Genomic DNA, 13,659 nt, shown 5'->3' on the forward strand with positions numbered 1-13,659 from the left:
GGAGATAAATTACGAAATGAAAAAAACAGATATAAAGTACGGCGTGTATGTTCAGATTTTGAAAGAAGAATTAGTTCCTGCTATGGGGTGTACTGAACCAATAGCGCTTGCATATGGAGCGGCAAAAGCAAGAGAAGTTTTAGGAACTCTTCCGGATAAGGTGAAAATTCAGGCGAGTGGAAGCATTATTAAAAATGTTAAGAGCGTAATTGTGCCAAACACAGATCATTTAAAAGGGATTCCAGCAGCAGCAACGGCGGGGATTGTTGCAGGAAAGGCTGAAAAGAAATTAGAAGTTATTGCTGAAGTTACAAAAGAGCAGATTAAGCAGATGCGTGAGTTTATGGAACATACAGAAATTACAGTAGAACACATCAATTCTGGAATTACATTTGATATTGTGATTACTGTATACAAGGGAGAATCTTATGCGAAAGTGCGTATTGCAAATTATCACACCAATATTGTACTTATAGAAAAAGATGGAGAAATATTAGAAAGTACAGTTGTGGAAGGAGAAAAAGAAGAAGGATTAACGGATCGCTCTTTACTAAATGTAGAAGATATTGTTGATTTTGCTGATAGCGTAGATGTGGAAGATATTAAGGATGTGCTTGATAGACAGATCCAATATAATACAGCTATCTCTAAAGAAGGACTTAGTGGAGATTATGGAGCCAATATAGGAAGTGTTCTTTTGAAAACATATGGAAATGACATTCGCACAAGAGCAAAAGCGGCAGCGGCAGCAGGATCGGATGCGAGAATGAACGGGTGTGAGCTCCCAGTAGTGATTAATTCTGGAAGTGGTAATCAAGGAATGACAGCATCTCTTCCGGTTATTGAATATGCAAAAGAATTAGAAGTATCCGATGAAAAATTGTATCGTGCATTAGCATTATCAAACCTCGTTACGATTCATCAGAAAACAGGGATTGGGCGTCTTTCTGCATATTGTGGAGCAATTAGTGCAGGAGCAGGAGCAGGAGCAGGAATTGCATACCTTCTTGGAGGAACGTATGATGACATAATTCATACAGTTGTAAATGCATTAGCAATTGTTTCTGGAATTGTTTGTGATGGAGCAAAGGCATCTTGTGCAGCGAAAATTGCATCTGCTGTAGATGCAGGAATTTTAGGATATAATATGTATAAATGTGGACAGCAGTTCTGTGAAGGAGATGGAATTGTAACAAAGGGTGTAGAAGCAACAATAAAAAATGTTGGTCGTTTAGGTAAAGAGGGAATGAAAGAAACAAATGAAGAAATTATTCGTATTATGGTAGGCGAGTAAGCATATTTGGAAGTATAGAAAAAAAGAGGTAATAAGATGAAATGGAATAAATTTAGATTAAAAACAGTAACAGCAGCAGAAGATATTGTTAGTAGTATGCTGATGGACTTGGGAATTGAAGGAGTAGAAATTGAAGATAAGGTTCCACTTACACAAGCAGATAAAGAGCAGATGTTTGTAGATATCCTTCCTGAAATAGAAGCGGATGATGGAGTTGCCTACTTAAGTTTTTATTTAGACGATGGAGAAGATGTAGACACCATTTTAGAAAATGTGAAAAAAGAATTGGAAGAGATGAAAACTTTCTTAGATATTGGAGAATGTACGATTGAAGAATCTCAAACAGAAGATGTTGATTGGGTAAATAATTGGAAAAAATATTTCCATCAATTTTATGTAGATGATGTACTTATTATTCCGTCATGGGAAGAAGTAAAACCAGAAGATGAGGATAAAATGATTATTCATATCGATCCAGGAACTGCTTTTGGAACAGGAATGCATGAGACTACACAACTTTGTATTAGACAAATCAGAAAATATGTAACTCCACAAACAAGGATTTTAGATGTAGGATGTGGAAGTGGAATTTTGGGGATGCTTGCATTAAAATTTGGAGCAGAATATTCTGTAGGAACAGATTTGGATCCATGTGCAATTGATGCTACTTATGAGAACATGGAAGTGAATGGCATTGAAAAGTCACAATATGAAGTGATGATTGGAAATATTATCGATGATAAAGAAGTGCAGGATAAAGTTGGATATGAAAAGTATGATATAGTCGTTGCAAATATTTTGGCAGATGTACTTGTTCCTTTAACCCCTGTTATTGTAAATCAATTAAAAAAAGGTGGAATTTATATTACAAGTGGAATCATTGATATGAAAGAAGAAACAGTAGTAAATGCTGTAAAAGAAGCAGGACTAGAAGTGCTTGAAGTAACATATCAAGGAGAATGGGTATCTGTTACAGCAAGAAAGAATTAGGAGAAAGAATATGCATCATTTTTTTGTAACACCGAGTCAGGTTAGTGGAGATAGAATTTATATAGATGGTTCAGATGTAAATCATATTTGTAATGTATTGCGTATGAAAAAGGGAGAAAAACTCCAAATTAGTGACGGAAATAACAAAAAGTATATCTGTCAGATTGATGAAATAACAGTGGAAAAAGTTTTTCTACAGATTGTGGAAGAAAAAATTGGGGATACAGAACTCCCTTCTAAAATTTATCTATTTCAAGGTCTTCCTAAAAGTGATAAAATGGAATTAATTGTACAAAAAGCGGTTGAGTTAGGTGCGTATGAAATTATTCCTGTTTCGACAAAGAGAGCGGTAGTGAAGTTAGATGCAAAAAAAGCCAGCAAAAAGGTAGAAAGATGGAATAGTATTGCAGAAGGTGGTGCCAAACAATCTGGACGTACGTTGGTTCCGAAAGTACGAGAAGTGATGGGATACAAAGAAGCACTTTCCTATGCCAAGGAATTAGATGTTGTGTTTATTCCGTACGAATTAGCAGAAGGAATGGAGCGGACAAAAGAATTGATTGAAAAAATAGCTAAAGGACAGTCTGTTGGAATCTTTATTGGTCCAGAAGGTGGGTTTGAAAAAGAGGAAGTAGAACAAGCAATGAAAATGGGAGCAGAACCAATTACATTGGGAAAACGTATATTGAGAACGGAGACGGCTGGACTCACTATTTTGTCAATTTTAATGTATCATCTAGAAAACTAAATACATAATTTATTAGTAATAAGAGAAACATAGGAGAAGAAAGATGGAAGTATATTTGGACAATTCTGCCACAACCAAATGTTATGATAGTGTAAAAGAAATTGTACAAAAGGTGATGTGTGAAGATTATGGAAACCCTTCATCTATGCATAAAAAAGGTGTGGAAGCGGAAAAATATATAAAAGAAACAAAAGAAATTTTTGCAAAGTTATTAAAGGTTCAAGAAAAAGAGATATATTTTACTTCTGGTGGAACGGAAAGTGATAATTTAGCGTTAATAGGTACTGCAAGAGCAAATCATCGTTCTGGGAAACATTTAATCACATCATCCATTGAGCATCCAGCAATTTTAAATACGATGCAATATTTGGAGAAAGAAGAAGGATTTAGAGTAACTTATTTACCAGTAGATAGTGAAGGTAAGATTCGTTTAGACGCACTACAAGAGGCATTATGCGACGAAACAATTCTTGTATCAGTTATGTATGTGAATAATGAAGTTGGGTCAGTGCAACCTATTGATCAAGCGGTGAAAATTGTAAAAGATTACAATAAAAATATTTTGTTTCATGTAGATGCAGTACAGGGATTTGGGAAATATAAGATACATCCAAAAAAATTAGGGGTTGATTTACTCTCTATTAGTGGGCATAAAATTCACGGTCCGAAAGGAATAGGAGTGCTTTATGTGAGTGAAAAGACAAAAATCAAACCAATTATTTTTGGAGGTGAGCAACAGAAGAATATTCGCTCTGGAACAGAAAATGTTCCCGGAATAGCAGGTTTGGGAATGGCAGCGAAAGAAATATACACAAATTTGGATGAAAAAGTTGCTCATATGCGTCAATTGAAACAACGTTTTATTACTGGAGTAATGAAGATAGAAGATACGACTATTCATGGAAGATATGATGAAACAAGTGCCCCTCATATTATTAGTGTTGGTATTGCTGGAATTAGAAGTGAAGTACTTTTGCATACATTAGAAGAAAAGGGAATCTATGTTTCATCTGGTTCAGCTTGTGCATCGAATCATCCAGCAATCAGTGGAGTGTTAAAAGGAATTGGAGCGAAAAATGAATTTTTAGATGCAACAATTCGATTTAGCTTATCAGAGTTTACAACAGAAGAAGAAATTGACTATACTTTAGAAACATTATATAATTGTATACCAATGCTTAGAAGATATACAAGACATTAAAGAGTTTTTTGAAAGAGAGAAAGGTAAGAATATACATGAAATTTCAATCATTTTTAATAAAATACGGTGAAATCGGTATTAAAGGGAAAAATAGATATATTTTTGAAGACGCACTTATGCGTCAGATACGTTTTGCGTTGAAAGATGTAGAGGGAACATTTAATGTACACAAAGCACAGGGCAGAGTGTATGTTGACTGTGATGGGGAATTTGATTATGATGAGACAGTTGCTGGCTTAAAAAGAGTATTTGGTATTGTAGGAATCTGCCCTGTGATCCATGTAGAAGATAAAGGATTTGATGAACTTAAAAAAGTAGTTGTGAATTATATGGATGAAATGTATCCAGATAAAAATACAACATTTAAAGTAGAAGCGAGACGTGGAAAGAAAAGTTATCCAAAGAATTCAATGGAAATCAATTGTGAAATTGGAGAAGCAATTTTAGAAGCGTTTCCTGAAATCAAGGTAGATGTTCACAAACCTGCAATCAAATTAAATATTGAAGTGCGAGAAGAAATTTATATCTATTCAGAAATTATACCAGGTCCAGGAGGAATGCCAGTAGGAACAAATGGAAAAGCAATGCTATTACTTTCAGGAGGAATTGATAGTCCTGTTGCAGGATATATGATTTCGAAAAGAGGAGTTGGATTAGAAGCAACTTATTTCCATGCACCACCTTACACAAGCGAACGAGCAAAACAGAAAGTAATTGACTTAGCAAAACTTGTTTCAAAATATTCAGGACCAATTAAGTTAAATATTGTTAATTTTACAGACATTCAGTTATATATTTATGATAAATGCCCACATGATGAACTTACGATCATTATGCGTAGATATATGATGAAAATTGCAGAGTATTTTGCGAAGGAAAGTGGATGCCTTGGGCTTATTACAGGAGAAAGTATTGGACAGGTTGCAAGCCAAACAATGCAGAGTCTTATGGCAACAAATGACGTATGCTCATTACCAGTATATCGTCCAGTAATTGGATTTGATAAGCAGGAAATTGTAGATATTGCAGAAAAAATTGATACTTATGAAACGTCTATTTTGCCGTTTGAAGACTGTTGCACAATTTTTGTTGCAAAACATCCAGTAACGAAACCGAATTTGAATATCATTAGACGTTCAGAAGAAAATCTAGCAGAGAAAATTGATGAATTGTTTGAACAGGCAATTCAGACAGTTGAAACAATCGTTGTAAAACCATAAGAAGTAAAAAGCCCCACAAATTTTGTGGGGCATTTAAACTCGTAAATTAAATTATACAATATATGGTTTTAATACTTCGAGAACAGTTTCAGCATCATCTTCAGCATGAATGTTTAAGTCGATTGGTTTTGATAAATCTAAACTAAAAATACCCATAATAGATTTTGCGTCAATTACATAACGACCAGATACTAAATCAAAATCATAATCAAATTTTGTGATTTCATTTACGAATGATTTAACTTTGTCGATTGAATTTAAAGAAATTTGTACTGTTTTCATTGGAATAACCTCCTTGAATGTTTTTTGTTCTATGTTTATATTAATTTGTATAACAAGAAAAGTCAAGGAACAATATGCCCAAGAAAAAGTTAAATTTTCGTTATTTTATACATAGATTTTAGGAGGAAAAAATGAAAAAAGTTGCATTACACAATTTGGGATGTAAAGTGAATGCTTATGAAACGGAAGCGATGCAAGAATTGCTTGAAAAAGAAGGATATCAAATCGTTCCGTTTAAAGAAGGAGCAGATATTTATATTATTAATACATGCACGGTAACGAATATGGCAGATCGAAAATCTCGTCAAATGCTTCATAGAGCTAAGAAAATGAATCCACAAGCAATTGTAGTTGCGACTGGATGCTATGTGCAGACAAAAAGCGAGAAGGAACAAATTGACGAGAGCATTGATATTGTGATCGGAAATAACAAAAAACAGGATTTGATTCCTATTTTGAAACAATATGAAGAGGAACATCAAGGTGTACAAAAAGAAGTTATTGATATTAATCATACAAAAGAGTATGAAGAACTTCATTTAAGTAAGACAGCAGAACATACAAGAGCTTACCTAAAAGTACAAGATGGATGTAATCAGTTTTGCACATACTGTATTATTCCATATGCAAGAGGACGAGTGCGTAGCAGAGTTAAAGATAATGTTGTTGCGGAAGTAAAACAATTAGTGCAAAATGGATACCAAGAAGTAGTTCTTACTGGAATACATTTAAGTTCTTATGGTGTGGACTTAGAAAATGAAGATTTATTGTCTCTTATTTTGGCAGTAAATGAGATTGAAGGATTAAAAAGAATACGCTTAGGCTCATTAGAACCAAGAATTATTACAGAAGAATTTGTAAAAACAATTTCTAGTTTAGAAAAAATGTGTCCCCATTTTCATCTTTCTTTACAAAGTGGTTGCAATGCAACTTTAAAACGAATGAATAGACGATATACGGCAGAAGAGTATTTTGAAAAATGTCAGTTGCTTAGAGAATATTTTGAAAATCCAGCATTAACCACAGATGTGATTGTAGGATTTCCAGGAGAAACAGAAGAAGAGTTTGAAGAATCGAGAAAATTTTTAGAAAAAGTGAATTTTTATGAAACACATATATTCAAGTACTCGAGAAGAGAGGGAACGAAAGCCGCTGTAATGGAAAATCAAGTTCCAGAACAAACAAAAACAAAAAGAAGCAATCTTCTTTTGGAATTAGATGAAAGAAAACGAAAAGAATATGAAGAAAAATTCATTGGAAAGACAGTGGAAGTGTTGATGGAAGAAGAAATAAAAAAAGATGGAAAACTTTATCAAATAGGGCATACAAAAGAGTATATAAAAGTTTCTTTAGAAAGTAACAATAAACTTCAAAATCAATTAGTAAATATTAAAATTGAGAATCATTCACAAATTATACGTTGAATTTTATAGGCAATTATATTAGAATAAAGTTGAAATAAAGTAAAGGACGTGGTGAAATGAAAGATTTAAATAGTACACAATTTTTTCGTGTAGAACCTGCTCCGCAAATTCAAGCAAAAGATATTCTTGAAATTGTATATCAGGCTTTGCGGGAAAAAGGGTACAATCCAGTCAACCAGATTGTTGGTTATATTATGTCAGGCGACCCTACATACATTACAAGTCACAATGGGGCAAGAAGTCTGATTATGAAAATAGAAAGAGATGAGTTGGTGGAAGAAATGCTCAAAACGTATATAGAGCATCACTCATGGGAATAATATAATGAGAATTATGGGATTAGATTATGGGTCTAAGACAGTGGGAGTTGCAATTAGCGATGCCCTTTGTCTTACGGCACAAGGAATTGAAACAATTCAGAGAAAAGATGAGAATAAGTTAAGGAAAACACTTGCTCGTATTGAACAATTAATTGATGAATATGAAGTGGAGAAAATTGTTCTTGGTTTGCCAAAGCACATGAACAATGATATTGGAGATCGTGCAGAAAAATCTTTGGCATTTAAAGAAATGTTAGAAAGAAGAACACAACTTGAGGTAATTATGTGGGACGAGCGTCTAACTACAGTGGAAGCGGAACGAACACTGATAGAAAGCAATGTACGAAGAGAAGAACGCAAAAAATATATTGATAAAATTGCGGCGATTTTTATTCTTCAAGGATATTTGGACTCAATTTATTTAAAAAAGTAAGTGCTTGCGGGGTAGAATAGATGGAAAAAATTCAGTTTATGTTTGAAGACGGAACAGAATCTGTGGATTTTTTTGTTTTAGAAGAAACAAAAGTAAATGGTGTGTCATATATTTTGGTGACGGATTCGGAAGAAGACGATGCAGAATGCATGATTTTGAGGGATACAAGTAAACCAGAAGATAGTGAAAGTGTTTATGAATTAGTAGAAGATGACACAGAACTTGAAGCGATATTAAAAATATTTGAAGAGTTATTAGAAGATATTGCTATAGAAATGTAACGTACAGATTTAAGAGGTGTGATATGTCTATCAATCAAGAAAAGTTTAAAGAGATGTTAAAAGAAAAAGGGCTGAAAGTGACAAATCAGAGATTGGTTGTTTTAAAAGTTTTAGCAGAGCATAAAGATAGACATATGACAGCAGAAGAAATATATGATTTAGTTAGAAATGAGTTTCGGGATATAGGAATTGCAACAGTTTATAGAACGGTTCAATTGCTTTTGGAAATGAAATTAATAGACCGTATTGAATTAAATGATGGCTATGTGAGATATGAAATAGGGCATCAATTTTTTTGCGATACGAAACATTATCACCATCATTTGATCTGTAAAGAGTGTGGGAAAATTATTTCCTTTGATGATGATTTGTTAGAAGATTTGGAAAAATATATCGAGGAAACATTGGGATTTTGTGTTTTAGACCATGAATTAAAACTTTACGGAAAATGTAAGGATTGTATAGAAAAAGAAAAGAATGTGCGGAAACATATAGAATGATGGAGGTGTAAAATTGAAAAAAGAGAATAAGTCAAAATTGAAAATTATTGCTCTTGGCGGATTAGAGCAAATTGGAATGAATATCACTGCGTTTGAATATGAAGACAGTATTATTGTAGTGGATTGTGGATTAGCATTTCCAGAAGATGATATGCTTGGAATTGATTTGGTTATCCCTGACATAAGTTATTTAAAAGATAATATTCAAAAAGTAAAAGGGTTTGTAATTACGCATGGACATGAAGATCATATAGGTGCGTTATCATATGTATTGAAAGATTTGAATTTTCCTATTTATGCAACAAAACTTACTATGGGAATCATTGAAAATAAATTGAAAGAGCATAATCTACTTCGTAGTACAAGAAGAAAAGTAGTTCGCCATGGCCAGTCAATTAATTTGGGCCAGTTTAGGATTGAGTTTATTAAGACAAATCATAGTATTGCAGATGCTTCAGCATTAGCAATTTATTCTCCAGCGGGTATTGTTGTGCATACAGGGGACTTCAAAGTAGATTATACGCCTGTATTTGGAGATGCTATTGATTTACAAAGGTTTGCTGAATTAGGTAAAAAAGGTGTATTGGCTTTAATGTCTGACAGTACAAATGCAGAAAGACCCGGATTTACAATGTCAGAACGTACGGTAGGAAAGACATTTGATCATATTTTTGCAGAACATAGAAATACAAGAATTATTATTGCGACATTTGCTTCTAATGTGGACCGTGTACAACAAATTATTAATTCTGCCTACAAATATGACAGAAAAGTTGTTGTAGAAGGAAGAAGTATGGTAAATATTATTGAAACAGCATCTGAATTGGGATATTTAAATATTCCGGACAAGACATTGATTACAATTGATCAGTTAAAAAATTATCCGGATGAAAAGACTGTATTAATTACAACTGGAAGTCAAGGAGAATCAATGGCGGCTTTATCCAGAATGGCTGCAGATATTCATAAGAAAGTAAGTATCAAACCTGGAGATACCGTTATTTTTAGTTCAAGTCCAATTCCAGGGAATGAAAAGGCAGTTTCTCGTGTGATTAATGAACTTTCACAAAAAGGTGCTACAGTTATTTTCCAAGATACACATGTTTCAGGTCATGCTTGTCAGGAAGAAATCAAATTAATTTATTCTCTTGTGAAACCTAAGTATGCAATTCCAGTACATGGTGAATATCGTCATTTACGTGCCAATGCAGGAATTGCAGAAAGTCTTGGAATACCAAAAGAAAATATCTTCTTATTGCAATCAGGAGATGTACTTTCATTAGATAAGAATGGTGCGGAAGTTGTAGATAAAGTGCACACAGGCGCAATTCTTGTTGATGGCTTAGGAGTAGGCGATGTGGGAAATATCGTATTACGTGATCGACAGCATTTGGCAGAAGACGGTATTCTCATAGTTGTTTTGACATTGGAAAAAGGAACAAATCAAGTATTGGCAGGTCCCGATATTGTATCAAGAGGATTTGTTTATGTAAGAGAATCCGAAGGTTTAATGGAGGAAGCAAGACAAATTTTGTCAGAAGCATTGGATAATTGTTTAAGACAAAATAGAAATGCAGATTGGAGTAGAATTAAATTAGTTATTCGTGATACGATGAATGAATTTATTTGGAAGAGAACAAAGAGAAGACCGATGATTCTTCCAATTATTATGGATGTGTAAAAATAGGGACGGGGAATGAGAATTCTTCCGTCCTTACTTGAGGAAAGGAAACGGTCATGATTGTAGATGAACGCATGGTTACATTTATCAATTCTCTGGAAACAGAAAATAGTGAAATTTTAGAAACGATAGAAAAAGAGGCGTTGGAAACTTTTGTTCCGATTATTCGGAAGGAAATGCAAAGTTTTATGAAAGTGCTTTTAGCAGTCAAAAAACCACTTCACATTCTTGAAGTTGGAACAGCAGTGGGATTTTCAGCACTTTTGATGAGTGAGTATGCACCAAAAGGATGTAAAATCACAACAATTGAAAAATATGAAAAGCGTATTCCTATAGCAAAAGAAAATTTTCGACGAGCAGGAAAAGAAGAACAAATTACTCTTTTAGAGGGTGATGCCTTAGAAATTTTAAAAAATTTGGAAGGTAAATATGATTTTATTTTTATGGATGCTGCGAAAGCACAGTATATCAACTATATGCCAGAAGTCCTTCGGTTACTTGAACAAGGTGGTGTACTTGTTTCAGATAATGTATTGCAAGATGGAGATATTATCGAATCGAGGTTTGCGGTGGAAAGAAGAAATCGAACAATTCACAGTCGTATGAGAGAGTATTTATATAGATTGAAACATGAAGAACAATTGCTCACTTCTATTATTCCGTTAGGAGATGGTGTGGCAATTAGTACAAAAAAGTAAGAAAGGAAAAGAAAATGGCAAGACACCCAGAATTATTAATTCCGGCAAGTAGTTTGGAAGTATTGAAAACAGCAGTTATATTTGGTGCAGATGCAGTTTACATTGGTGGAGAGGCTTTTGGTCTTCGAGCAAAGGCAAAGAATTTCTCGAAAGAAGATATGGCAGAAGGAATTAAATTTGCTCATGAGCATGATGTGAAAGTATATGTAACAGCGAATATTCTTGCGCACAATGCCGATTTAGAAGGAGCAAGAGAATATTTTAGAGAATTGGGAGAAATGAATCCAGATGGATTGATTATTGCTGATCCTGGAATGTTTATGCTTGCAGGAGAAGAGTGTCCTCATATCGAAAGACATATTAGTACTCAAGCCAATAATACAAACTATGAAACATATAAATTTTGGCATCAATTAGGAGCTACTCGTGTGGTATCTGCACGAGAATTATCATTGGAAGAAATTAAAGAAATTCGTGCAAATATTCCTGAAGAGTTAGAAATAGAGACATTTGTACATGGGGCAATGTGTATATCTTATTCAGGGAGATGTTTGTTGAGTAATTATTTTACAGGAAGAGATGCAAATAGAGGAGCATGTACACATCCATGTCGTTGGAAGTATTCTATAGTAGAAGAAACAAGGCCGGGTGAATATATGCCAGTGTATGAAAATGAAAGAGGAACATATATTTTTAATTCTAAAGATTTGTGTATGATTCAACATATTCCAGAACTTTTAGAAGCGGGAATTGATAGTTTGAAAATCGAAGGGCGTATGAAAACAGCGCTATATGTTGCTACAGTTGCAAGAACATATAGAAAAGCAATTGATGATTATCAGAAAGATCCTGAATTATATCAGAAAAATATGCCTTGGTATTTAGAACAAATTTCAAATTGTACATATAGACAGTTTACAACAGGGTTTTTCTTTGGAAAACCAGACGAAACGACACAAATTTATGATAACAATACATACGTAAAAGAATATACGTACCTTGGAATAATAGGCGAAGAAAGAGAAGGGACATATCGTATTGAACAAAGAAACAAGTTTTCTGTAGGAGAAAAAATAGAAGTAATGAAACCGAACGGCGATAATGTTGAAGTAACGGTGAAACGAATTTTAACAGAAGACGGAGAAGAGCAAGAGAGTGCTCCACATCCAAAACAAATTTTATATGTGGATTTGGGGATTTCTGTAGATCAATATGATATATTAAGAAGACAAGAAGAGAAATAAGAAAAACTACGGACTTTTATGAAAAGAAAGTCCGTAGTTTTTCTATTGCACTTTTTTCAATGCGAGAAACATAAGAACGAGAAATACCTAATTGTTTAGCGATTTCTCGTTGTGTGTATTCTTCTCCACCATAAAGACCATAACGCATCTTTAAAACTAGTCGTTCTCGAGGAGAAAGGGAAGAAGAAACTTTTTCATATAGCAATTTGATATCTTCTTTTAAAGCAACTTTGGATGGTGTATCTTCTTCGTTTGATTCCATAATATCAAAAAGTTGAATTTCGTTTCCTTCTTTATCTGTACCGATTGGTTCATAAAGAGAAACTTCTTTGGAAGTTTTTTTCTTTCCACGTAACATCATAAGAATTTCATTTTCAATACATCTTGCAGCATAAGTTGCGAGCCGATTTCCCCTTTCTGTATTAAAAGTAGAAACGGCTTTTATTAGTCCGATTGTTCCAATGGAAAGTAAATCTTCTGAGTCTTCATCTAAATGTTGATATTTTTTTACAATATGAGCAACGAGACGAAGATTTCGTTCAATTAGGATATGTTTCGCTTCAAGGTCGCCCTCTGTGTATTTTTGTAGATAATAACGTTCTTCAGATGCGGTCAATGGTTCTGGAAATGTTTTCAAGAATGGACCTCTAAGCATATTTTTATTATAGTCTATGCAAATGTGAAGTGTTTGTGCCTTTCCAAAAGAAAATGGTGGTGTGAATGGAAAAATAATGGTATATTAGAGAAGAAGCAGGGAAATTAGGGGGATACTATGATAAAAGAAAAGAAAAATAAGAAAATACGTGTTATAGAGTTGGTACTAGCAGTAAGTATTTGTATTTTACTTGTGACAGAAAGTTTGTTATTGACCAATAAAAATCAGTCACGAAAGGAAGAAAAACCGATTTTAACACAAGAAGAAGCAAAGAAAATTGATAGAAAAAACATGGAATCGGCTCAAAATACAGTATTGGAAAAGAAGGGTGAAGATATTCTTATCGGAACAAAAGAGCCAGAAAAAGAGCAAGAACAAACAAAAGACTATATAATTGCAGATAGTAACACGCGTTTATTAACAACAAATGAATTGACAGCCTTGACTGTAGAAGAACTACAAATTGCAAATAACGAGATTTTTGCTAGACATGGGAGAAAATTTGAAGATGAAAAAATGAAAATGTATTTTGAAAGTAAAAGTTGGTATCAAGGAACAATAGAAACGAATGTGTTTGATGCACAGTATGAGACAATATTGAGTGATGTGGAAAAGGCAAATGTGCAATTAATTAAGTCTATGTTATCAGTGCCAGTAAAACCAGAAACAACAGAAAAAGAGGAGTAGA

16 protein-coding genes are annotated in these 13,659 nt (G+C 33.7%); 14 read left to right on the plus strand and 2 right to left on the minus strand.

Annotation, left to right across the window (positions count from 1 at the left end):
- Positions 1 to 16: 16 nt before the first annotated feature.
- The 5 genes from ACY2U7_RS02245 to thiI are packed head-to-tail and all read left to right on the plus strand — an operon-like array spanning position 17 to position 5,453.
- The gene (locus tag ACY2U7_RS02245) at positions 17 to 1,294 is read left to right on the plus strand and encodes an L-cysteine desulfidase family protein (protein WP_461812385.1); all 1,278 of its coding nucleotides are present in this window, start codon (positions 17 to 19) and stop codon (positions 1,292 to 1,294) included.
- A 36-nt stretch (positions 1,295 to 1,330) separates the two neighbouring features.
- Complete coding sequence (gene prmA / locus ACY2U7_RS02250; RefSeq protein ID WP_461812386.1) at positions 1,331 to 2,284, plus strand: 50S ribosomal protein L11 methyltransferase; 954 nt, start codon at positions 1,331 to 1,333, stop codon at positions 2,282 to 2,284.
- Positions 2,285 to 2,294: 10 nt separating this feature from the next.
- A complete protein-coding gene (locus ACY2U7_RS02255; protein WP_461815779.1) occupies positions 2,295 to 3,032 on the plus strand; it encodes a 16S rRNA (uracil(1498)-N(3))-methyltransferase in 738 nt (245 codons plus the stop codon).
- 43 nt (positions 3,033 to 3,075) lie between these two features.
- Positions 3,076 to 4,233, plus strand: coding sequence for a cysteine desulfurase family protein (locus ACY2U7_RS02260; RefSeq protein WP_461812388.1), 1,158 nt, complete (start codon positions 3,076 to 3,078; stop codon positions 4,231 to 4,233).
- 35 nt (positions 4,234 to 4,268) lie between these two features.
- Positions 4,269 to 5,453 (plus strand): tRNA uracil 4-sulfurtransferase ThiI, encoded by a 1,185-nt coding sequence (gene thiI, locus ACY2U7_RS02265; RefSeq protein WP_461812389.1) that lies wholly within the window; start codon positions 4,269 to 4,271, stop codon positions 5,451 to 5,453.
- Between the two features lie 51 nt (positions 5,454 to 5,504).
- Here the strand turns inward: thiI and ACY2U7_RS02270 are convergent, their stop codons facing one another.
- Positions 5,505 to 5,735 carry an HPr family phosphocarrier protein gene (locus ACY2U7_RS02270; protein ID WP_009757235.1) on the minus strand — a complete coding sequence of 77 codons (231 nt, stop codon included), beginning with the start codon at positions 5,733 to 5,735 and terminating at the stop codon, positions 5,505 to 5,507.
- A 131-nt stretch (positions 5,736 to 5,866) separates the two neighbouring features.
- On the opposite strand from ACY2U7_RS02270, the gene mtaB reads away from it, so the two are divergent.
- Genes mtaB through ACY2U7_RS02310 form a run of 8 tightly spaced genes read left to right on the plus strand, consistent with a single transcriptional unit; the run spans position 5,867 to position 12,316 of the window.
- Positions 5,867 to 7,159, plus strand: coding sequence for a tRNA (N(6)-L-threonylcarbamoyladenosine(37)-C(2))-methylthiotransferase MtaB (gene mtaB / locus ACY2U7_RS02275; RefSeq protein ID WP_461815780.1), 1,293 nt, complete (start codon positions 5,867 to 5,869; stop codon positions 7,157 to 7,159).
- A 56-nt stretch (positions 7,160 to 7,215) separates the two neighbouring features.
- Entirely contained in the window at positions 7,216 to 7,479 is a 264-nt protein-coding gene (locus ACY2U7_RS02280; RefSeq protein WP_461812391.1) for an IreB family regulatory phosphoprotein, read from the plus strand.
- A gap of 4 nt (positions 7,480 to 7,483) precedes the next feature.
- A complete protein-coding gene (gene ruvX / locus ACY2U7_RS02285) occupies positions 7,484 to 7,912 on the plus strand; it encodes a Holliday junction resolvase RuvX (protein WP_461812392.1) in 429 nt (142 codons plus the stop codon).
- A 20-nt stretch (positions 7,913 to 7,932) separates the two neighbouring features.
- The gene (locus ACY2U7_RS02290) at positions 7,933 to 8,193 is read left to right on the plus strand and encodes a DUF1292 domain-containing protein (RefSeq protein WP_461812393.1); all 261 of its coding nucleotides are present in this window, start codon (positions 7,933 to 7,935) and stop codon (positions 8,191 to 8,193) included.
- A gap of 23 nt (positions 8,194 to 8,216) precedes the next feature.
- Entirely contained in the window at positions 8,217 to 8,693 is a 477-nt protein-coding gene (locus ACY2U7_RS02295; RefSeq protein ID WP_461812394.1) for a Fur family transcriptional regulator, read from the plus strand.
- Between the two features lie 13 nt (positions 8,694 to 8,706).
- Positions 8,707 to 10,374, plus strand: coding sequence for a ribonuclease J (locus ACY2U7_RS02300; RefSeq protein ID WP_461812395.1), 1,668 nt, complete (start codon positions 8,707 to 8,709; stop codon positions 10,372 to 10,374).
- Between the two features lie 56 nt (positions 10,375 to 10,430).
- Entirely contained in the window at positions 10,431 to 11,072 is a 642-nt protein-coding gene (locus ACY2U7_RS02305) for an O-methyltransferase (protein WP_461812396.1), read from the plus strand.
- A gap of 14 nt (positions 11,073 to 11,086) precedes the next feature.
- Entirely contained in the window at positions 11,087 to 12,316 is a 1,230-nt protein-coding gene (locus tag ACY2U7_RS02310; RefSeq protein ID WP_461812397.1) for a peptidase U32 family protein, read from the plus strand.
- Positions 12,317 to 12,332: 16 nt separating this feature from the next.
- Here ACY2U7_RS02310 and sigK read toward each other — a convergent pair whose 3' ends face one another.
- Entirely contained in the window at positions 12,333 to 12,953 is a 621-nt protein-coding gene (gene sigK, locus ACY2U7_RS02315) for an RNA polymerase sporulation sigma factor SigK (protein WP_461812398.1), read from the minus strand.
- 135 nt (positions 12,954 to 13,088) lie between these two features.
- On the opposite strand from sigK, the gene ACY2U7_RS02320 reads away from it, so the two are divergent.
- The gene (locus ACY2U7_RS02320) at positions 13,089 to 13,658 is read left to right on the plus strand and encodes a YARHG domain-containing protein (RefSeq protein ID WP_461815781.1); all 570 of its coding nucleotides are present in this window, start codon (positions 13,089 to 13,091) and stop codon (positions 13,656 to 13,658) included.
- The last annotated feature ends 1 nt before the right edge of the window (position 13,659 follow it).

Source organism: Faecalimonas sp. (genome assembly GCA_029264305.1).
In the GTDB taxonomy this organism is placed as follows: domain Bacteria; phylum Bacillota; class Clostridia; order Lachnospirales; family Lachnospiraceae; genus Faecalimonas.

What these genes read in the sequence shown, in the direction of transcription:
- ACY2U7_RS02245 (WP_461812385.1), top strand. Translation starts at nt 17, where the DNA reads ATGAAAAAAACAGATATAAAGTACGGCGTGTATGTTCAGATTTTGAAA.
- prmA (WP_461812386.1), top strand. Translation starts at nt 1,331, where the DNA reads ATGAAATGGAATAAATTTAGATTAAAAACAGTAACAGCAGCAGAAGAT.
- ACY2U7_RS02255 (WP_461815779.1), top strand. Translation starts at nt 2,295, where the DNA reads ATGCATCATTTTTTTGTAACACCGAGTCAGGTTAGTGGAGATAGAATT.
- ACY2U7_RS02260 (WP_461812388.1), top strand. Translation starts at nt 3,076, where the DNA reads ATGGAAGTATATTTGGACAATTCTGCCACAACCAAATGTTATGATAGT.
- thiI (WP_461812389.1), top strand. Translation starts at nt 4,269, where the DNA reads ATGAAATTTCAATCATTTTTAATAAAATACGGTGAAATCGGTATTAAA.
- ACY2U7_RS02270 (WP_009757235.1), bottom strand. Translation starts at nt 5,735, where the DNA reads ATGAAAACAGTACAAATTTCTTTAAATTCAATCGACAAAGTTAAATCA.
- mtaB (WP_461815780.1), top strand. Translation starts at nt 5,867, where the DNA reads ATGAAAAAAGTTGCATTACACAATTTGGGATGTAAAGTGAATGCTTAT.
- ACY2U7_RS02280 (WP_461812391.1), top strand. Translation starts at nt 7,216, where the DNA reads ATGAAAGATTTAAATAGTACACAATTTTTTCGTGTAGAACCTGCTCCG.
- ruvX (WP_461812392.1), top strand. Translation starts at nt 7,484, where the DNA reads ATGAGAATTATGGGATTAGATTATGGGTCTAAGACAGTGGGAGTTGCA.
- ACY2U7_RS02290 (WP_461812393.1), top strand. Translation starts at nt 7,933, where the DNA reads ATGGAAAAAATTCAGTTTATGTTTGAAGACGGAACAGAATCTGTGGAT.
- ACY2U7_RS02295 (WP_461812394.1), top strand. Translation starts at nt 8,217, where the DNA reads ATGTCTATCAATCAAGAAAAGTTTAAAGAGATGTTAAAAGAAAAAGGG.
- ACY2U7_RS02305 (WP_461812396.1), top strand. Translation starts at nt 10,431, where the DNA reads ATGATTGTAGATGAACGCATGGTTACATTTATCAATTCTCTGGAAACA.
- ACY2U7_RS02310 (WP_461812397.1), top strand. Translation starts at nt 11,087, where the DNA reads ATGGCAAGACACCCAGAATTATTAATTCCGGCAAGTAGTTTGGAAGTA.
- ACY2U7_RS02320 (WP_461815781.1), top strand. Translation starts at nt 13,089, where the DNA reads ATGATAAAAGAAAAGAAAAATAAGAAAATACGTGTTATAGAGTTGGTA.